At 68.5% G+C, this 19,541-nt stretch carries 16 protein-coding genes and 1 pseudogene; 2 read left to right on the top strand and 15 right to left on the bottom strand.

Annotated elements, in window-relative coordinates; all coding sequences use genetic code 11:
• Window positions 1–4 precede the first annotated feature (4 nt).
• The 11 genes from ACQ3HE_RS00655 to ACQ3HE_RS00605 all read right to left on the bottom strand — a co-directional run bounded on the left by ACQ3HE_RS00655 (window position 5) and on the right by ACQ3HE_RS00605 (window position 12,609).
• Window positions 5–1,102, bottom strand: a complete 1,098-nt coding sequence (locus ACQ3HE_RS00655; protein ID WP_430890884.1) for a UDP-N-acetylglucosamine--N-acetylmuramyl-(pentapeptide) pyrophosphoryl-undecaprenol N-acetylglucosamine transferase — start codon at window positions 1,100–1,102, stop codon at window positions 5–7.
• Window positions 1,099–2,403 carry a putative lipid II flippase FtsW gene (gene ftsW, locus ACQ3HE_RS00650; protein WP_124769401.1) on the bottom strand — a complete coding sequence of 435 codons (1,305 nt, stop codon included), beginning with the start codon at window positions 2,401–2,403 and terminating at the stop codon, window positions 1,099–1,101. The genes ACQ3HE_RS00655 and ftsW overlap by 4 nt, the downstream gene beginning before the upstream one ends.
• Window positions 2,381–3,892: a UDP-N-acetylmuramoyl-L-alanine--D-glutamate ligase gene (gene murD, locus ACQ3HE_RS00645; RefSeq protein WP_124769402.1), complete on the bottom strand. Its 1,512-nt coding sequence runs from the start codon at window positions 3,890–3,892 to the stop codon at window positions 2,381–2,383. Before murD ends, ftsW begins: the two co-directional genes overlap by 23 nt.
• Window positions 3,889–4,986, bottom strand: a complete 1,098-nt coding sequence (gene mraY, locus ACQ3HE_RS00640; protein ID WP_079706018.1) for a phospho-N-acetylmuramoyl-pentapeptide-transferase — start codon at window positions 4,984–4,986, stop codon at window positions 3,889–3,891. The genes murD and mraY overlap by 4 nt, the downstream gene beginning before the upstream one ends.
• Entirely contained in the window at window positions 4,983–6,389 is a 1,407-nt protein-coding gene (locus tag ACQ3HE_RS00635; RefSeq protein WP_430890882.1) for a UDP-N-acetylmuramoyl-tripeptide--D-alanyl-D-alanine ligase, read from the bottom strand. Before ACQ3HE_RS00635 ends, mraY begins: the two co-directional genes overlap by 4 nt.
• On the bottom strand, window positions 6,389–7,933 hold the full coding sequence (locus tag ACQ3HE_RS00630) for a Mur ligase family protein (RefSeq protein ID WP_430890880.1): 1,545 nt from the start codon (window positions 7,931–7,933) through the stop codon (window positions 6,389–6,391). The genes ACQ3HE_RS00635 and ACQ3HE_RS00630 overlap by 1 nt, the downstream gene beginning before the upstream one ends.
• Window positions 7,934–7,959: 26 nt before the next feature.
• On the bottom strand, window positions 7,960–9,732 hold the full coding sequence (locus ACQ3HE_RS00625) for a peptidoglycan D,D-transpeptidase FtsI family protein (protein WP_079706019.1): 1,773 nt from the start codon (window positions 9,730–9,732) through the stop codon (window positions 7,960–7,962).
• Window positions 9,733–9,805: 73 nt separating this feature from the next.
• Window positions 9,806–10,399: a cell division protein FtsL gene (ftsL, locus tag ACQ3HE_RS00620; RefSeq protein WP_064297001.1), complete on the bottom strand. Its 594-nt coding sequence runs from the start codon at window positions 10,397–10,399 to the stop codon at window positions 9,806–9,808.
• On the bottom strand, window positions 10,396–11,349 hold the full coding sequence (gene rsmH, locus ACQ3HE_RS00615) for a 16S rRNA (cytosine(1402)-N(4))-methyltransferase RsmH (RefSeq protein ID WP_430890878.1): 954 nt from the start codon (window positions 11,347–11,349) through the stop codon (window positions 10,396–10,398). Before rsmH ends, ftsL begins: the two co-directional genes overlap by 4 nt.
• Before the next feature lie 139 nt (window positions 11,350–11,488).
• A complete protein-coding gene (gene mraZ / locus ACQ3HE_RS00610; RefSeq protein ID WP_064297003.1) occupies window positions 11,489–11,920 on the bottom strand; it encodes a division/cell wall cluster transcriptional repressor MraZ in 432 nt (143 codons plus the stop codon).
• 314 nt (window positions 11,921–12,234) lie between these two features.
• The gene (locus ACQ3HE_RS00605) at window positions 12,235–12,609 is read right to left on the bottom strand and encodes a DUF3040 domain-containing protein (protein WP_064297004.1); all 375 of its coding nucleotides are present in this window, start codon (window positions 12,607–12,609) and stop codon (window positions 12,235–12,237) included.
• 75 nt (window positions 12,610–12,684) lie between these two features.
• On the opposite strand from ACQ3HE_RS00605, the gene ACQ3HE_RS00600 reads away from it, so the two are divergent.
• A complete protein-coding gene (locus tag ACQ3HE_RS00600) occupies window positions 12,685–13,785 on the top strand; it encodes a polyprenyl synthetase family protein (protein ID WP_430890876.1) in 1,101 nt (366 codons plus the stop codon).
• Window positions 13,786–13,810: 25 nt separating this feature from the next.
• Here the strand turns inward: ACQ3HE_RS00600 and ACQ3HE_RS00595 are convergent, their stop codons facing one another.
• A complete protein-coding gene (locus ACQ3HE_RS00595) occupies window positions 13,811–14,152 on the bottom strand; it encodes an Rv2175c family DNA-binding protein (RefSeq protein WP_064297006.1) in 342 nt (113 codons plus the stop codon).
• A gap of 130 nt (window positions 14,153–14,282) precedes the next feature.
• On the opposite strand from ACQ3HE_RS00595, the gene pknB reads away from it, so the two are divergent.
• On the top strand, window positions 14,283–16,229 hold the full coding sequence (pknB, locus tag ACQ3HE_RS00590) for a Stk1 family PASTA domain-containing Ser/Thr kinase (protein ID WP_430890874.1): 1,947 nt from the start codon (window positions 14,283–14,285) through the stop codon (window positions 16,227–16,229).
• A gap of 87 nt (window positions 16,230–16,316) precedes the next feature.
• On the opposite strand, the gene ACQ3HE_RS00585 is transcribed toward pknB, so the two are convergent.
• From ACQ3HE_RS00585 to ACQ3HE_RS00575, 3 genes and pseudogenes are all read right to left on the bottom strand, one after another.
• Window positions 16,317–17,663, bottom strand: coding sequence for a class II 3-deoxy-7-phosphoheptulonate synthase (locus tag ACQ3HE_RS00585; RefSeq protein WP_430890872.1), 1,347 nt, complete (start codon window positions 17,661–17,663; stop codon window positions 16,317–16,319).
• A gap of 119 nt (window positions 17,664–17,782) precedes the next feature.
• Window positions 17,783–18,465, bottom strand: a pseudogene (locus tag ACQ3HE_RS00580) (lysophospholipid acyltransferase family protein).
• Between the two features lie 26 nt (window positions 18,466–18,491).
• The gene (locus ACQ3HE_RS00575) at window positions 18,492–19,445 is read right to left on the bottom strand and encodes an ROK family glucokinase (RefSeq protein ID WP_079706022.1); all 954 of its coding nucleotides are present in this window, start codon (window positions 19,443–19,445) and stop codon (window positions 18,492–18,494) included.
• Window positions 19,446–19,541 lie beyond the last annotated feature (96 nt).

Genomic DNA, 19,541 nt, shown 5'->3' with positions numbered 1-19,541 from the left:
TGGATCACCGGCCGCGCACGCGCTGCACCGATGGTTGGAGCGCCTCATCGATGAGGGCGATGACGCGAGCCGTGCCGTCGGAGACACCGACGCTCTTGGATTGGGCGGCCAGGTCGTCGACCCGGTGCCGATCGCTCAGCAACGGGACGAGGTGCTCACGCACCCAGGCCGGCACGAACTGCGCGTCATCTACCATAACCGCTCCCCCGGCACGCACGACGTCGGCGGCGTTGAAGCGCTGCTCACCGTTGCCGACCGGGTAGGGCACGTAGACGGCGGGGAGCCCGACCGCGCACAGCTCACTGACGGTGGCGCTGCCAGCACGCGACACCGCGAAGTCGGCTGCGGCGATGGCGAGCTCCATCCGGGAGCAGTACTCGAGGAGGTGGTAGTGGGCGACACCGGGATCCGAGATCTCGCTCTTCGCACCCGTGATGTGGAGCACCTGCCAGCCTGCCGCGACGATGTCTTCGGCGCTCTGGCTCATCGTCGCGTTGATCCGTCTCGCGCCGAGCGAACCGCCGGTGACGAGCAGCAGTGGTCGGTCCGACGCGAGGCCGAACTCGGCGAGGGCCGCCGGCCGGAGCGCCTCGCGGTCCAACTCCTCGATCTCGCGACGCAGCGGCATGCCGACGAAGCGTGCGTTGCGGATGGGCGTGTGGTGGAAGGCGACACCGACGTAGGGCGTGTACCTCGCGCCGAGCCGGTTCGCGAGGCCCGGACGAGCGTTCGCCTCGTGGATGACCAGCGGGACACCGGCGCGCCTGGCAGCAGTGTACGCCGGTGCGGCCGCGTAGCCGCCGAAACCGATCACGACGTCCACCCGATGCTCCCGGATCATCGCGACCACGGCTGCGACCGTCCGACGGAGGCGACCGGGGAAGCGGAGCGCATCGACGTTCGGCCGGCGGGGGAAGGGCAGTTTGGGGATCGTGAGCAATTCGTAGCCGCGTTCCGGGACGAGTCGCGCCTCGAGGCCCTCCGCCGTACCGACGACGAGGATCGTCGCTTCGGGGTCTCTGGCGCGGAGTCCGTCGGCCACCGCCAACAGCGGATTGACATGGCCGGCGGTGCCGCCGCCAGCGAGGAGGTAGGTGGTCATCGGGTGGCTCCGGAGGATTGGGGACGTCGAGCGGGTGTCCGACGGGACTGCTGGGACGCGGGGCGCCCCCGCTCCCGGGCGAAGGACAGGACGATCCCGATCGCGACGAGGGTGGTGAGCAGCGCCGTGCCGCCCGAGGACAGCAGCGGTAACGGCACACCGAGCACCGGCAGGACTCCGAGGACGACGCCGATGTTCACGAGCGCCTGGCCGATGATCCAGGCCATGACGGCGCCGGTGGTGATCCTCACGAAGGAGTCGTCGCTGGTGCGGATCACCCGGATGAACATGACCGCGAGGAAGACGAACAGCCCGAGGACGAGGACGGCGCCGATGAGGCCCAGCTCCTCGCCGATCGCCGCGAAGATGAAGTCGTTCGAGATCGCCGGTAACCACCCGTACTTCGCGCGCGAGTTGCCGAGGCCGACGCCCCAGAGGCCGCCGTTCGCCAGCGCCCACGTGCCGTGGGTCGACTGCCAGTCGGCGTTCTCGTAGTCGCCCTTGCCGTCGCCGAAGAACGCCATGATGCGCTGCATGCGGTTGGCACTCGTGACGGCCATGATGAGGAACAGCACGGCCCCCGCGACCACGGGGATCGCGATGTAGCGCAGTCGCACTCCGGCGAAGTACAGCGCCGAGAACACGATGAGGGCCATGATCACGACGGTACCGAGGTCGCCACCGAGCAGGACGAGGCCGATGGAGAGACCGGCGAAGGGGATGACCGGGATCAGGGCGTGCTTCCACTCGAGGAGACGCGGTTGCTTGATCGTCAACACGAGCCCGAGCCACACGACCAGTGCGAGCTTGACCGCTTCCGATGGCTGCGCGGTGAAGCCGCCGATCTCGATCCAGTTGCGGTTGCCACCGATCTCGTAGCCGAGCGGTGTGAAGACGAGCAGTTGCAGGCCCATGGCGACCAGGAGGAACACCCACGCCCACTTCTTCCAGAACCGTGCCGGGAAGCGGCTCACGATGAGCATGAGCGGAACACCGATCATCGCGAACGTCGCCTGGCGCCAGAACAGCCCGAAGTACCCGTCGCCGGCCTCGTAAGACTCGACGGAGGATGAGGACAGCACCATGACGAGCCCGAGCCCGACGAGGAACAGGGTGACACCCAGCAGGAGGAAGTAGTTCTTCGACTCCGGACGCAGCACCTTGCCCAGCGAGATCCGCGCACTCGACATGCCTCTCGGCGACGTCGGTGCGTCGGGTGTCCCACTGCCTGAGGCGACCGTCGTCATCCGGGACGACGACGACCGCACGCGGCGCGGGTCAGCGCGAGGCGGATCGATCATCCGCCTCACCTCCCAGCTCTGCTTCGACGGCGGCCTGGAACAGGCGACCACGGTGTCCGTAGTCCGTGAACTGGTCCATCGAGGCGGCTGCAGGAGCGAGGAGCACGGTGTCCCCTGCCTGCGCGACCTCGGCGGCCCGGCGAACGGCCTCCGGCATGACGTGTTCAGTCTCCGCTGCGTCGACCTCGATGACGGTCAGGGTCGGCGCGTGTCGCGCGAATGCCGCGAGGACCTCCGAGCGGTCGGCGCCGATCACGACGGCCGCGCGCAGGTGGTCGGCGTGCCGCTCCACCAGATGATCGATCGAGACGCCCTTCAACAGGCCTCCGACGATCCACACCACCGAGCGGTAGGCGGCGAGCGAGGCGTCGGCGGCGTGCGGATTGGTGGCCTTCGAGTCGTCGATCCAGTCCACCTCGAGCCTCCGCGCGATGAGCTGGATCCGGTGCGCGTCCAGGCCGAACGACAGCAGGGTGTCGCGCACGGCCTCGACCGTGATGCCGGCGGCCCGGGCGAGTGCCGCTGCCGCCAGGATGTTGGCGACGATGTGCGGGGCGGCGAGCCCGCGCTGGGCGAGCGCTTCGACCGTCGTGATCTCGAGGGCGCTCGTCCGACGGTCGTCGAGGAACGCGCGGTCGACCAGGATGCCGTCCACGACACCGAAGTCGCTCGGTCCGGGGACGTCGAGGCCGAACCCGACGGCTCGGGCGCCGTCGACGACCTCGGCCTCCTCGACCATCGACATCGTCGCCGCGTCAGCGCGGTTGTAGACGCACGCGATTTTCGTGTTCTCGTACACCACGGCCTTCGCCGCCCGGTACGCCGCGGCGGAGCCGTGCCAGTCGAGGTGGTCGTCGGCGAGGTTCAGGCAGACGCTGGCGAGCGGCGAGACGATGCTCCGACCGCCCTGCAGGCCGAGGGTGTGCAACTGGTAACTCGAGAGCTCGACGACGAAGAAGTCGAAGCCCTGCGGATCACGGACGGCGTCCAGGACCGGGACGCCGATGTTGCCGCAGGGCGCCGCCCGGAAGCCCGCCTCGACGAGCATCGACGCCGTCAGTTGAACGGTCGTGGTCTTGCCGTTCGTGCCGGTGACGCAGATCCACTCAGCCGGGGTGCCGACCTTGTCGCGGACCCGCCAGGCGAGCTCGATGTCGCCCCACACGGCGACCCCGGCCGCCTGCGCCCACGCGACGACGGGGTGGTCGGGGTGGAAGCCGGGTGACACGACGACGAGTTCCGGAGCGAACTCCACGAGCTCGGACGGCACGGTCGACAGGTCCCGCTGGATGAGACGCGCACCGATGACGCCGACGAGTTCGGCACGTTCGTCCGCGGCCTCGCCGGCCAGGACGAGTACCTCCGAGCCGAGCTCGGTGAGCGTGTCAGCGACGGAGAACCCGGTCATGCCGAGCCCCAGGACGGCGACCCGGAGTCCGCGCCAGTCGGCGTGCCAGCTCCGGAGTCCGTCGAGGCGCTCGGCGCTCAACGGCTCAGCCACTCGAGGTAGAAGGAACCCACACCCGCGGCGACGAGCAGACCACCGATGATCCAGAAGCGGACGACGACGGTGACCTCGGCCCAACCCTTGAGTTCGAAGTGGTGATGGATGGGGCTCATGAGGAAGATGCGCTTGCCGTGGGTCACCTTGAAGTAGGCGCGTTGCACGATCACGGAGCCGGCCTCGATCACGAACAGCCCACCGACGAGCACCAGGAGGAGCTCGGTCTTGCTGAGGATCGCCAGCGCCGCGAGTGCTCCACCGAGCGCCAACGAACCGCTGTCGCCCATGAAGATCTGTGCCGGCGAGGTGTTCCACCAGAGGAACCCGATGAGCGCGCCCACGATCGCCGCCGCGACCACGGCGAGGTCGAGCGGATCCCGGACGTCGTAGCACTTGTAGGCCACGTCGGAGGCGAGCGAGGAGCTGAAGCACGACTGGTTGAACTGCCAGAACCCGATGATGATGTACGAGCCGATCGCGAGGATCGAGGCACCGGTGGCGAGCCCGTCGAGCCCGTCGGTGACGTTCACGCCGTTCGACGTCGCCGCCACGATCACCGAGGTCCAGAGGATGTACAGCAGGATGCCGATCACCGGGATGCCGATCGCCATGAAGTTGATCGGGATGTCGCGGATGATCGAGATGTTCGTCGATGCCGGGGTGAACCCCTCGGTGTTCGGGAAGTTGATCGCCAGGACGGCGAACACCGTCGCGACGATGAGCTGCCCGGAGACCTTCGCCCATCCACCGAGTCCGAGGCTCTGCTTCTTGCGGACCTTCAGGAAGTCGTCGATGAACCCGACGATGCCGAGTCCGACCATCATCAACAGGACCAGGAGCGCCGAGACGCCGACCTGCTCTTGGAAGATCAGATAGCTCGCGAAGAAGCCGACGAGGGTACCGACGATGATGATGACGCCGCCCATCGTCGCGGTTCCGCGCTTGGTGTGGTGGCTCTGCGGTCCGTCGTCGCGGATGAACTGACCCCAGGCGAGTTTGCGGAACGCTCTGATGAAGAGCGGGGTCAGGAAGAGGGAGAACGCCAGCGAGATCGCTCCCGCGGCCAACAGGACTCTCATGCGTACAACTCCCCCAGTCGATCGCCCAGCAACCGGAGCCCGGCCGCGTTCGACGATTTCACGAGCACGGTGTCGCCCGGGGCGATCTCCGCGCTCAAGTACGCGAACGCCTCGTCCGCGGTCGCGAAGTACACCGACTCGCCGTCCCACGACCCTTCGTTGATCGCGGTGATGTGCATGCGGCGGGCCTCGGGGCCGACCACGACGAGGCGGCCGATGCCGAGCCGGACGACCTGGAGTCCGATGCGGTCGTGTTCCTCGCCCGCCCAGTCGCCGAGTTCGCTCATGGCACCGAGTACCGCGATGGTCCGGCCGCGTTCAGCACCGATCTGGGCGAGGGTCCGGATGGCGGCCGACATCGAGTCGGGGCTCGCGTTGTAGGCGTCGTTGATGATGGACACGTCGTCGCGTCCGCCGAGGGGCTCCATCCGCCAGCGCTCCGCCCGGCTCACGCTCTCGAGGGCGTCGACGATGAGGTCGATCTCCACACCGAGTTCGTGGGCGGCTGCGGCCGCGGCGAGGGCGTTCATGACGTGGTGCTCGCCGAGCACCTTGAACCGGACGGGCGCGGAGGAACCGTCGGGCAGGTGCAGCGTGAACGCGGTCCCGGACGCCGTCGCGACGATGTCGGTCGCTCGAACGGCGGCGCGGTCGTCGAGGCCGAACCAGAGCAAGCGTGCCCGGGTGGCATCGGCCATACCGGCCACCCGTGGATCGTCGAGGTTGAGGACGGCGACATCCTCCGGGAGCAGCTCGGACACCATCTCGGTCTTCGCCGTGACGGTCGCTTCGATCCCGCCGAACTCCCCCGCGTGGGCGAGTCCGACCTTCAGGACCACGCCGATGTCGGGCTTCGCCATGCGGATGAGTCGGGCGATCTCGCCGATGCCGCTGGCACCCATCTCCGCGACGAGGAACCGCGTGTCGTTCGTCACGCGCAGCATGGTGATCGGCGCTCCGACCTCGTTGTTGAAGGAGGCCTTGGGGCTGACCGTCTCCCCGACGCGCTCGAGGACCGCGGCGAGGAGGTTCTTGGTCGTGGTCTTGCCGTTGGAGCCGGTGATACCGACGATCCGGAGTCGTCCGAGCGCGCGCACCCTCGTGATGACCTCGGTGGCGAGGGCACCGAGCGCGGTCACGGAGTTCTCGACGACGATCTGCGGCACGGCGACGGCCAGTTCTCGTTCGACGAGGAGCAGGGCGGCGCCGTTCGCGACCGCCGCATCGGCGAACAGATGTCCGTCGGTCTCCTCGCCGGGCTTCGCGACGAAGATGTCGCCGGGCGTGATGAGTCGGGAGTCGGTGTCGGCGACGCCGGACACGACGAGGCCGGGGTCAGCCGAACCGGGGATCAGTCGGCCGTCGGTCGCCGCAGCGATCTCGGTGAGGGTCAGGTCGATCATCAGAGCCACCCTGCCTCACGCAGCGCGTCGCGCGAGTCGTCGCGCGCCGAGTACGGGAGCTTCACACCGGCCACCTCGTGGTAGTCCTCGTGCCCAGGTCCGGCGTAGAGGATGGTGTCGCCCTGACCGGCCAGCGCGAGGGCGGTGCGGAACGCGGTCGCCGGGTCGGCGACCTCGTGCAACTCGCCGTCCGGTGCGGCTTCGCGGGCGGCTTCGAGGAGCACGCGTCGGATCGACGCCGGGTCCTCGCTCCGTGGATGGAAGTCGGTGACCACCACGACGTCGGCACCCCGGGCCGCGATCGCGCCCATGTCGCGACGCTTCGTCGTGTCGCGGTCTCCGTCGGCGCCGAACACCATGATGACCCGGCCCGGCGTGACGGCCCGGATGGCCGCGAGGGTGTTGAGGAACGCGTCTGGGCTGTGCCCGTAGTCGATGTACACGACCGGGCCGCGGTCGCCGCTGATCCGCTCGGCACGCCCGGGGATGTAGGCGTCGATGCCACCGTCCCGCTCGAGGGCCTGAGCGATCATGTCGAACTCAACACCGGACTCGACGAGCATCACGATCGCGAGCGCGGCGTTCGCCGCCATGAACCAGCCGAGCAGCGGCACGCTCGTCACGAGCACCTGGTCGCCGGGGCCGTCGAGGCGGAACGTCGTGGAACCGGCGGTCTCCTCGAGGATCGTCATGCGCCAGTCGGCGTCGACCTCCGGGCGGGTCGTCAGGGTCGTCACCGGGATCCGGCTCTGCTCGACGAGCCGGCCGCCCCAGTCGGAATCGATCGTGACCACGCCTCGTCGGGCCCGGTCGGGTTCGAACAGCTCCCGCTTGGCCGCGAAGTACTCGTCGAAGTCGCCGTAGTCGTCGAAGTGGTCGTGACTGAGGTTGGTGAAGCCGACGACGTCGAAGACGATGCCGTCGACGCGGTGCCTGGTCAGCGCCTGGGCGGAGACCTCGATGGCGACCGCGCGCACCTCGGACTCGCGCATGCGCGCGAGCAACGCGTGCAGCTCGCTGGCCTCCGGCGTGGTGAGGGAGCTCGTCACCGCGAGGTCGCCGATGCGCCGCTCCGCGGTCGAGCTCAGACCGGAGACGATCCCGAGTTGCGCGAGCATGCCGCTCAGGAGGTAGACCACGCTCGTCTTGCCGTTGGTACCGGTCACGCCGAACAACGTCGGTGGCTCCTCAGCGGTGCGGTACACCCAGGCGGCGAGGTGGCCGAGGGCGGCACGCGGCTCCGGCACGACGATGATCGGCAGACCGGCCGCTGCGGCCAGGTCTCGTCCGGCGTCGTCCGTGAGCACCGCGACAGCGCCACGTTCCTTCGCCTGCTCCGCGTACGCGGCACCGTGGGCACGGACACCCGGCATGCCGATGTAGAGGTCACCAGGCTCGACGGCACCGGAGCTCAGACTGACACCGCTGATCTCCACGCCGTCGGCTGATCCGTGCAGGTCGAGGTCGAATTCGGTCACCAGCTGCGAGAGCGCCCGCCGTTGCGGATGTTCCGGTCTGAGGCTGATCGGGCCCTGATTGTTCACGCTGAGCCCATCCTTCATGAGGTCGTTCAAAATCTGAGCGGCAGGTTCGGTGCCGGCTCCGTGGACGGCTGCACTCCCCTGCTCTTCAGCACCTGGGTGGTCACATCCCGGAAGATGGGAGCGACCGCAGCCGATGTGTTCATCTTAACCGGGTCCGCCAGGTTCACCGAAACGACGAACTGCGGGGCCTCGGCGGGTGCGAAGCCGGCCATCGAGACGAGGTAACTCGAGCTGTATCCGCCATCGCCGTCCGGCTGCTGGGCCGTTCCGGTCTTCATCGCGACGCGGTAGCCGGGAACGTCGACGTTCGCAGCGACCCAGCTCTCCTGGTCGACCATCTCGAGCATGTCGCTGACCTGCTTCGCGGCATCGGGCGAGACGACCTGCGTTCCGGTCGCGTCGGGGACGTCCGTCACCGTGCCGTCCGCGTTGCGACACCCCTCGACGAGCTGCACCGGCATCCTGACGCCACCGTTCGCGATCGTCTGGTAGAGACTGGCACCCTGGATGGCGGTCGTCGAGAAGCCCTGACCGAACATGGTCGCGTAGTCCGTCTGGTTGTCCCAGTCCGCCGGGTCGGACATCAGGCCTCCGGACTCGCTCGGGAAGCCGACCTCGGTCTTCTGGAGCTGACCGAACTTCTGGAAATACGCGTAACGGGTGTCGGCACTCATCTTCTCGCCGAACTGTGAGATCCCCGTGTTGGACGACTCGACCATGACACCCGCCAGCGTGAGGTTCATGTCCTCGTGGAACTCGCTGTCGTTGATGTCGGCACCGTTCGACGGCTTGTACCGGAACGGAGCGACCACCTGGGAGTTCGGGTTCGCGACACCCTGGTCGATCAGTGCGGCGGCGGTGAGGGACTTGTACGTCGATCCCGGTTCGAACGGTGCCGCGAAGGCACGTGAGCCTCGGTCCTCGGCAGGCGTCGCGCTGACGTTGCCGGGGTCGACGGCCGGGTACTCGGCGACCGCGAGGAGCTTGCCGGTCTTGACCTCCATCACCGTGACGACGCCCCAGCTCGCACCGACCGCTTCGGCCTGCGCGGCGAGCGACTGCTGCGAGAACCACTGGATGTCCTTGTCGAGCGTGAGTACCACGTCGCCGCCGTCCTTCGCCGGCTTCGTCACCGTGGTGCCGGGGAGCGGGAGACCGCCGCTGCCCTTCTCATAGGTCGTGCGACCGTCCTCCCCCGCGAGGCAGGAGTTCTCCATGAGTTCGACGCCGGCCTGTGCCTCGCCCTCCTCGCCGACGAAGCCGACGATGTTACCGGCCACGGCACCGTTCGGGTACACCCGGTACGGCTCTTCCTTGAAGGTCGTCCACGGGATCTCCAACGCCTTGAGCGCGCGGAGCTGGTCGAGGGTGAGCTTCTTCGCGAGGAGGGCGTAGAGCGAGTCCTTGTCCGCGGCGAGGGCGTCCGTGATGAGCGCGAGGACCTCCGGGCCGGGCTTCCCGATGATCGCGCCGATCTCGTTCGTCGCCTGCTCGAGGGTGATCGTCTGCTCGGTGCCGTCGACGTCGCGTTCGAACGGTCCGGCGTCCTTCGGAGACGCCGCCATGCTGTAGCGCATCACCGCTTCGGCAAGCACCGAACCGTCGGAGGCGAGGATGCTGCCGCGGGTGGCGAGGATCGTGTCGCCCGTCTCGGTCTTCTCGAGGGATTCGGCGCTCAAAGCACTCGCGCGGACCACCTGGATGTCGACCAGACGCAGGACGAACAGCGTCATCACGATGGAGACCGCGACGATGGTGAACGCGAGGCGTCGGCGCGTGGTCTTCGTGTGTCTCACCATGATGCCCGCACCGCGTCCTCTCCTGACGTCGCACCTCCGAGCAGGGCGTCGTCCTCCACCGTCATCCGTCCGGTCATCGTGTGGTCGGCGACGGCAGCCCGTCCTGCAACGGTACGGGCGGGGTGACAGCTTCCTGGCTCGACGCGCCGTCTGCGGCGGCGGCGTTCTGTCCGCCGACGAGCGGGAGCGTCGCTGCCTGTGCGTTCGGCACGAGGGCGGCGTTGAAGATCGGACTCGTGCTCGCCGACGCCGGCGTGGGCGTCCCCAGCACAGCGCCGTCGGAGAGCCGGAGGTAGGTCGGGAGCGAGTTGCCCACCATGCCGAGTGCCTGCGCGTTGACGGCGAGGTACTGCGGCGAGGCGAGGCGGTCGAGGTCCTCGGCCAGCGCGGCCGAGGTGCGGCCGAGTTCGACCTGCTTCCCCTCGAGCTGCTGGATCTGGTAGGCGCCCTGGCTCAGCCCGACGCTGAGGAGCAACTGGCCCACGACGATGGCGACGACCGCACCGACGACGATGACCGCGTACATGGGCCGTGGTCGGAGCTTCGAGCGCGCCCCGGTCGTGACCGCACGGATGTGCTGCCGTTCGGGGGCGGTCCGGGTCGGCTGCGGCCGAGCGCGTCCGAGCCGTTCGGGTGCGAGATCGAGTGCTGCGGTCGCTCCGCTCATGCTGGCCTCCTCAGCCGTTCAGCCGCGCGGAGTCGCACGGGTTTCGCTCTGGGGTTCTCATCGATCTCCGCCTCGGTGGCGAGTTCGGCGCCCTTGACGAGGAGTTTCAGCTCCGCACTGTGCTCCGGGAGTTCGACGGGCAGGCCCGCCGGCGTGGTCGACTTCGCCCGCGCCTGGAGCTCGCGCTTGACGATCCGGTCCTCCAGCGACTGGTAGGACAGGAACACGATCCGGCCTCCGACCCGCAGCAGGTCGAGGGCGCGGGGCACGGCGGCCTCGAGGACCGACAGCTCCGCGTTGACCTCGATGCGCAGCGCCTGGAAGACCCGCTTGGCCGGGTGGCCGGTGCGACGTGCGGCCGCCGGCGTGGCCCGATCGATGAGCTCGACGAGCTGACCGGAACTCGTCAGGGGTCGCTGCTGGCGTTCCTCGACGATGCGGCGCGCGTAGCGCTGCGCCAACTTCTCGTCGCCGTACTCCCAGAAGATCTTCCGAAGTGCGACCTCGTCGTAGGTGGCGAGGATCGTCTCCGCCGTCAGCTCGCTCGAGGCGTCCATCCGCATGTCGAGTGGCGCGTCCTGCGAGTACGAGAAGCCGCGTTCGGTCCGATCGAGTTGCAGTGAGGAGACACCGAGGTCGAACAGGATCCCGTCCACCTGTGGGAACCCGAGCTCCTCGGCCGCCTCGTCGATGTCGTCGTAGACGGCTTTGACGAACCGGGCTCGCGACCCGAAGCGCTCGAGCCGCTCCTGAGCGATGTCGAGTGCATCGAGGTCGCGGTCGAGCCCGACGAGGGTCAACTGCGGGAACCGCTCGAGCATCGCTTCGGCGTGGCCCGCCATGCCGAGCGTGGCGTCGATGAGGACCGCGCCCTCGTGGGACACGGCAGGGGCGAGCAACTCGATGCATCGCTCGAGGAGGACCGGGGTGTGGATGTCGTTGATGGCCATATGCGTAATCCGGACGGTCCCTGACCCCTGATCCCCATCCGTTCCGACCTGGCACCGGGGAAGTGTGTCAGGGCGGGCTCCGACCTGGCACCGGGGAAGTGTGTCAGGGCGGGACGGCTGGGAGTCAGGGGGCAGGGCACTAGAAGAGTCCGGGGATCACCTCCTCGGCGGTCTCGGAGAAGACGCTCTCCTGTTCGGCGAGGTAGGACTCCCATGCCTCGGCGTCCCAGATCTCCGCGCGGCTGCCGGCGCCGATGACCACGAGATCGCGGCTGAGCCCGGCGTACTGGCGGAGGTTGGACGGAATGGTCACGCGGTGCTGCTTGTCGGGGGTCTCGGCGCTCGCTCCGGAGAGGAACACGCGCAGGTAGTCGCGGGCCTGCTTGCTGGTGACCGGAGCCTGGCGGATCTTCTCGTGGAGCGCCTCGAACTCCCGCGTGCTGAAGACGTAGATGCAGTGCTCCTGGCCTCGAGTCATGACGACCCCGCCGGAGAGCTCATCGCGGAACTTCGCCGGCAGGATGATGCGGCCTTTTTCGTCGAGTTTGGGGGCGTGACTACCGAGGAACATACGCCCCCGCCCCCAATCGTTCTGGCCAACATCTTGGTTGGGCTCCACTTTACTCCACTTTGCACCACCAGTGCAGCACATTCCCCCATATTGAACCATATGCTCATGAAAAAACCCCGCAAAGTCGGGACTCTGCGGGGTGGAGGGAAATGGAGGGGTTTTGCCATACTCGGGACGATCAGGGAGGGCCCGAAACGACGAAACGGGGCCGATCCGAAGATCGGCCCCGTTTGGAGTCATGGTGCGGCGGCGCCGCGAGGGAGGGAAGTGGAGTCAGGTGGCCGACCGAGGAGCGACCAGGAGACCGGGCCTCGCTACCGCTCGTCGCCCGACTGGCGCTTGTCCCAGCGGTCGTTGAAGCGGTCCATCAGACGCGAGGACTTCTGTCCTGCCGGCGCAGCCTGACGAGGTCGCGGCTGTTCGAGTGGAGCCCGGGTCGGCTTCGTCGCCACGAGCACGCCCGTGAGCATGATCGCGAACCCGAGCAGACCGACGATGGGCTGCTGGATCACGACTCCGAGCACGAGGCCGATCGCCCCGACCACCGCGATGAGGGAGCCGAGCGCGATTCCGCGGTAACTCGGTTTGCCCGCGCCAGCGCTGACCTTGGAGACGAAATCGGCATCGCTGCGGTAGAGGTGGCGTTCCATCTCATCGAGGAGCCGTTGCTCCTGCTCTGAAAGTGGCATCTGATTCCCCTCAAGGTCACACGACGCGACGTTGTTGATCGAGTCTAGCCACCGAAGCATGACTAGGCTAGGTGCGTGATCGAAAGCAATGAACTCGCCACCCTGGTGGGCCGCGGGCTCTCCGACTTTCTCTCCTCGCGAAGCTCCATTGTCGCGCAGATCGGCCCGGAGCTCTCCCCGTTCCTCGACTTCTCCCGGGAATTTCTCAGCGGTGGGAAGCGGTTCCGAGCACAGTTCTGCTTCCGGGGCTGGCAGGCCGTCTCGACCGGGAGGCACGCCAGCGGCCAGGGCGGCCTCGAGACCGTCATCGCGACTTGTGGAGCACTCGAGCTGTTCCACGCCGCGGCGCTCGTCCACGACGACATCATCGACAACTCCGACACCCGCCGGGGTGCACCGTCGGCTCACGTCTCCTTCGCGGAGTTGCACCGTCGCAGCCGATGGGACGGCGACCCGAACACCTTCGGCACCGGAGCCGCCACACTCCTCGGCGACCTGCTCCTCGGCTGGAGCGACGAACTCCTCGACGACGGACTCGACCAGCTGGACGACCGCACCGCCGCTCGCGCAGCGCGGGCCGAGTTCAACCGGATGCGGACCGAGGTCACGGCCGGCCAGTACCTCGACATCCTCGAGGAGCGCGCCTGGCGCGACGCCGCCGACGACGAACAGCGCCGCCGGGCCGAGCGCGTCCTGATCTTCAAATCGGCCAAGTACAGCATCGAGTCCCCGCTCGCGCTCGGGGCGCTCCTCGGCGGCGGGAACGAGCAGCAGCTCGCGTCGCTCCGCGGGTACGGCCTCCCCCTCGGCATCGCCTTCCAGCTGCGCGACGACCTCCTCGGCGTCTACGGCGATCCCGCCGTGACCGGTAAGCCGAGTGGCGACGACCTCCGCGAAGGGAAGCGAACCATCCTCATCGCGCTCACGAGGGAGGCCCTCCAGCCGGGCGCGCGCGCCATCCTCGACGAGCTGCTCGGGGATCCTGAACTCGACGACGACCAGATCGGCCTGCTCCAGGCGACCATCCGCGACAGCGGGGCCGTCGACCAGGTGGAGAAGCTCATCCAGGACCACGTCGCACGGGCGCTCTCCGCATTGGGCGAGGCTCCGATCAACGACGACGCCCGGGCCCACCTGCGCGGCCTCGCGGTCGCGGTCGCACGCCGCGAGACCTGAGCCGTCCGGCTCGGATGGCGCGGGATCAGGCGAGCGCCTGAGCCACCCGGCGCACCTCGGAACGACGTCCCTCGCGGAGGGCTTGGATCGGCGAGGTCCCGATCGCGTCGTCGTCCTCGAGCATCCAGACCATTGCGGCCTCATCGTCGAAGCCGTTGTCGGACAGCAGCGTGAGCGTGCCGCGCAGGTTGTGCACCGGCCCGCCGTCCGCGATGAACGACGACGGCACCTGCAGCACGCCGTCACGTCGGACGGCGAGGAGGTCGCGCTCCTCGAGGTACTGGCGGATGCGGCGGATCGGCAGCCCGAGTTCGGTCGCCAGATCGGGAAGGGTGAACCACACGAGTTCGGAATTCTGCTCAGTCACGCACAGCAGTCTGCCACGACCGCGCTCCGCTCGGCGCCGTCGGATCGCGTTCGGGTAACGATCCAGGCACCTCGCCGCCCTCCCGGGGTGTTGACAGCTCTTCGCGCTCGACGTTCCATACACTCGACTGGTGAGTAGCAACCAGCAGACCGATCCGATGATCGGCCGTCTCCTCGACGGGAGATATCAGGTGCGCTCACGCATCGCCCGTGGCGGCATGGCGACGGTCTACCTCGCCACGGACCTCCGGCTGGAACGGCGCGTCGCGATCAAGGTCATGCACGGCCACCTCTCGGACGACACGACGTTCAAGAACCGATTCATCCAGGAGGCGCGCTCCGCCGCCCGGCTCGCGAACCCGCATGTCGTCAGCGTGTTCGACCAGGGCCAGGACTCCGACATGGCGTACCTCGTCATGGAGCACCTGCCGGGCATCACCCTCCGCGACCTCATCCGCGACAACGGCACACTGACCCCGCGGCAGGCCGCCGACATCCTCGACGCCGTGCTGTCCGGCCTCGCCGCCGCGCACCGCGCCGGCATCGTCCACCGCGACGTCAAGCCGGAGAACGTCCTCCTCGCCGACGACGGACGCATCAAGATCGGCGACTTCGGCCTCGCGAGAGCCGCGAGCGCGAACACGGCCACCGGCCAGGCACTCCTCGGGACGATCGCCTACCTCTCCCCCGAACTCGTCACCCGTGGACAGGCCGACGCGCGGAGCGACATCTACGCGCTCGGGATCATGCTCTACGAGATGCTCACCGGCGAACAGCCCTACAAGGGCGAGCAGCCGATGCAGATCGCCTACCAGCACGCCAACGAGTCGGTCCCGGCGCCGAGCGCCAAGAACCCCGCCGTCCCGAAGGAACTCGACGACCTCGTCTTCTGGGCGACTGAGCGCGAACCGGACGATCGTCCGTCGAACGCCGGCGAGATGCTCGAGCGCCTGCGCTCCATCGAGTCCAGTCTCGGGTTCACCTCGGTCGCCACCGGGGCGCAGCCCACGATCGTCATGCCGGCCTCCTACTCGAGCGAGCACGCCGACGACGTCACCCAGGTCATCGGCCGCAACACCAAACCGCAGCAGGTCCCGGTGCGCGCCGACGCGACGGACGGTCCGGGCAAGCTCGCCACGAAGGCCCGCAAGCGCAGCCGCGTGGGCGTCGCGCTGTTCACGATCGTCCTCATGCTCGCCGCGCTCGCCGGTGGAACCGGATGGTACTTCGGCCAGGGCCCCGGCTCGCTCGTCGAGGTCCCGAACGTCGCCGACGGGAGTTTCGACCAGGCGTCCGCCAAACTCGTGGAGCTGGGCTTCGTGCCCGTCGAAGGCGCGACGTTCAGCCTCACCGTCCCGGCCGGCACGGTCGCCGGCAGCGATCCGCCGTCCGGCTCGAAGATCGACAAGGGAAGCTCCGTCACGGTCCTCGTCTCGCAGGGACCGCAGCCGGTGGACATCCCGGTCCTCGCCGGGCTCGCACAATCCGACGCCGAACAGCAGTTGGCCGCGCTCGGCGTCGCCGTCGGCACCGTGAACCAGCAATTCGACCCGAGCATTGCGAAGGACATCGTGCTCGCGGCGACCGACGCGACCTCGGGCGCCGACTACAGCCAGGGCGGACCGTCCTTCCAGGGCTCCACGGTGACGTTGCTCGTCTCGGCCGGACAGGTGCCCTCGGTCTCGGGGATGACGCCGGACCAGGCGCGCGACGCCCTCGAATCCGTCGGGCTCGGCGTGGGTGCCTCGGACGAGGCGTTCGACGACACGATCCCCGCGGGGCAGGTCATCGGCATCCAGGCCAAGACCGATGCCGACGGGAACGAGACGGCGTTCATCCCGGGCGACGACGTCACGCTGATCGTGTCGAAGGGCGTCGAGTTGGTCGCCGTCCCGGACACCACCGGCCAGACGATCAACCAGGCCATCACGACGCTGCAGGACGCGGGTTTCACCGTGGGTGACATCGCCGTAGCCGAGGCCTTCCGCGACATCTTCAAGGTGAAGAAGACCGATCCCCCGGCGGGCAAGTCCGTCAAGAAGGGCTCAACCGTCAACATCACCGACTTCGGTCTGTAGCCACGGCGAAGCGCGATCCACCCACGCAGCCGCCAGACGACGAAGCGCCCATGCCGGACCCGGCATGGGCGCTTCGTCGTGTGAGACCTACTTCGCGGCGGCGAGCTCCTCCGCCACGAGGAAGGCGAGCTCGAGCGACTGCATGTGGTTGAGGCGCGGATCGCACAGCGACTCGTACCGCGTCGCCAGGGTCGCTTCGTCGATCTGCTCGGAGCCACCGAGGCACTCGGTGACGTCGTCGCCGGTGAGCTCGACGTGGATGCCGCCCGGGTGCGTCCCCACGGCGCGGTGGGCTTCGAAGAACCCCTTGACCTCGTCCACGACGTCGTCGAAGCGACGCGTCTTGTAGCCGGTGGGCGTCGTGAGCCCGTTGCCGTGCATCGGATCGGTGACCCAGAGCGGCGTCGCGTCGGCGCCCTTGATCGCCTCGAGCAGCGGCGGCAGGGCGTCCCTGATCTTGCCCGCACCCATCCGGGTGATGAACGTCAGGCGCCCGGGCTCGCGCTCGGGGTCGAGCTTGTCGATGAGACGCAGCATGTCGTCGGCCGAGGTGGTGGGGCCGAGCTTCACGCCGATCGGGTTGCGCACGCGCGACAGGAAGTCCACGTGCGCGCCGTCGAGCTCACGGGTCCGCTCACCGATCCACACGAAGTGGGCCGAGGTGTTGTACGGCGTCCCGGTCCGCGAGTCGATCCGCGTCATCGGTCGCTCGTAGTCCATGAGCAGCGCCTCGTGGCTCGAGTAGAACTCCACACCGCGCAGCTGGTCGAAGTCGGCTCCGGCCGCCTCCATGAACTTGATCGCACGATCGATGTCGCGCGCCAGTCCCTCGTACCGGTGGTTCACCGGGTTGGCGGCGAACCCCTTGTTCCAGCTGTGGACCTCGCGGAGGTCGGCGAACCCGCCCTGGGTGAACGCCCGGATGAGGTTCAGCGTCGATGCGGAGGTGTGGTAACCCTTGACGAGCCGAGCGGGGTCGGCCGTGCGCGACTCCGGGGTGAAGTCGTAGCCGTTGACGATGTCGCCGCGGTAGGCGGGCAGGGTGACGTCGCCCCGCGTCTCGGAGTCGTTGGAGCGCGGCTTGGCGAACTGCCCGGCCATCCGGCCCATCTTGACGACCGGCATCGACGCACCGTACGTGAGCACGACGGCCATCTGCAGGACCGTCTTCACACGGTTGCGGATCTGCTCCGCCGTCGCACCGGCGAAGGTCTCCGCGCAGTCGCCGCCCTGGAGCAGGAACGCATTGCCGCTCGCCGCCCGAGCCAACCGGTCGCGCAGGATGTCGACCTCGCCGGCGAAGACGAGCGGAGGGAGCGTCGCGAGTTCGGCGGAGGCACGCGCCACCGCGGCCTGGTCCGGCCATGACGGCTGCTGCTTGATCGGCAGCTCACGCCAATAGTCCAGTCCGGCGATCACCGAGGGTTCGGCCATGACGACTGGTTCTGTAGCGTGGGACACGGATTTCCTGTTTCTCTTCGACCGGACGCGCTCCGGAGCCCGCCCGGAAGGGGGAACGGACCGCGATCGCGGCCCGGTTTTTCAGCTTAGCGTCACGCCGACGCGGCGCGCTCCTTGACGCTCGTGGCGTAGACGTCGCGATAGTCCTGGCCCGAGAGCTTGCGGAGCTCGACCATCAACTCGTCCGTGACGCTGCGGAGGATGAAGCGGTCCCCCTCCATGCCCTCGAACCGCGAGAAGTCGAGCGGCTTGCCGATGACGATCCCGATCCGACGGATCCGGGGCAGCTTCGTGCCGATGGGCATGACCTTCTCGGTGTCGATCATCGCGACGGGGACGATGGGGACCCCGGCCTCGAGCACCATCCGCGCGACCCCGTGCGGCCTCGGTACATCGTCCCGTCGGGACTGCGCGTGCCTTCCGGGTAGATCCCGAGCAGATGACCGCCGCCGAGGACCGCGAGTCCGGTGTTGAGCGAGGCTTCGGAGGCCTTGCCTCCCGACCGGTCGATCGGGAGTTGCCCCGTGCCGAGCATGAAGGTCTTCGTGGCCCAGCCGCCGAAGCCCTTGCCGCGGAAGTACTCGCTCTTGGCCAGGAAGGAGATCCGCCGATCGACGCACAGCGGGAGGATCACCGAGTCGATGAAGGACAGGTGGTTGCTGGCGATGATCGCGCCGCCGTGCTCCGGGATGTTCTCGGCGCCGATCACCCACGGCCGGAAGATCGACTTCAGGATCGGGCCGGCGACCAGGTACTTCATGAACCAGTAGAACATCGTGCTCCTCCGTCTTGCCGTCGTCGTCAGCCGAGGACGAGGGCGCTCCTGGCGAGATCGCCGGCGCCGATGACCCCGGCGTCGTTCACGAGCTGCGCGATGCTGAAGGACGGCTCCGGGTGGAACCCGCGCGCCGGGAGGTGCGTCAGGAACGCCTCACGAACGGGGTCCAGGAGGAGGTCGCCGGCCTGGGCGACGCCGCCGCCGATCACGAAGATGTTGGGGTCGAGGATGGCCGACATGCTCGCGAGGGCCTGCCCCAGCAGATCGGCGAGCTCGTTGAGGCACCGGAGGGCGCCGGGATCACCGGACTCGAGCAGGGCGGAGACGTGGTGTCCGTTCAGCAGCCCGCCGGCCGCCACCCGGGCTCGGGCGAGGGCGGCACCGTCGCCACCGGCGTCCGCTGCCTCGTTCGCGAGTCGGAGCAACGCGTTCCCCGAGCAGTACTGCTCGACGCAGCCACGCGCGCCGCAGCCGCAGGGCAGACCGTCCGGGATGAGGCGCATGTGTCCCAGTTCCGCACCGCTGCCGAAGCCACCGGTGAGGAGCCGGTCGTCGAGGACGATCGCTCCGCCGACACCCGTGCCGATCGTCACCATGACCATGCTGCGTTCCTCGCGCCCCGCGCCGAACCGGAACTCGGCCCAACCCGCGGCGTTCGCGTCGTTCTCGATCGTCACGACCTTGTCGGGCAACCGCGCGGCCAGCCGGGCCTGCAGGGGCTCGTTCCGCCAGGCGATGTTCGGCGAGTAGTAGACGGTCGAGCGCGTGGCGTCGAAGAACCCTGGGGCTGCGACGCCGACGCTCGAGATGCTGCCGTCGTCCAAGGACCGGACCATGGCGACGACGTCGTCGATGATGGCGTCGGGATCGGAGGCCTGCGTCGGCGTGCGCCCGGCCGCGAGGATCCGGCCGTCGTCGTCGACGACCCCGCCCGCGATCTTCGTCCCGCCGATGTCGATGCCGATCGCGTTTGCCATAACGGTGCCGTCTCCCTGTCCTGATGTCGCCGATACCGGCAGCGGCGTGTGACCGACCGTCAGTCGAGTCGGTCGCCCGCGCGCCGCAGTCGAGTC

Source organism: Plantibacter auratus (genome assembly GCF_050587365.1).
GTDB classification, from domain to species: domain Bacteria; phylum Actinomycetota; class Actinomycetes; order Actinomycetales; family Microbacteriaceae; genus Plantibacter; species Plantibacter auratus.
Note: the sequence above shows the minus strand (reverse complement) of the source record. Positions and strands in the feature narration are given on the sequence as shown.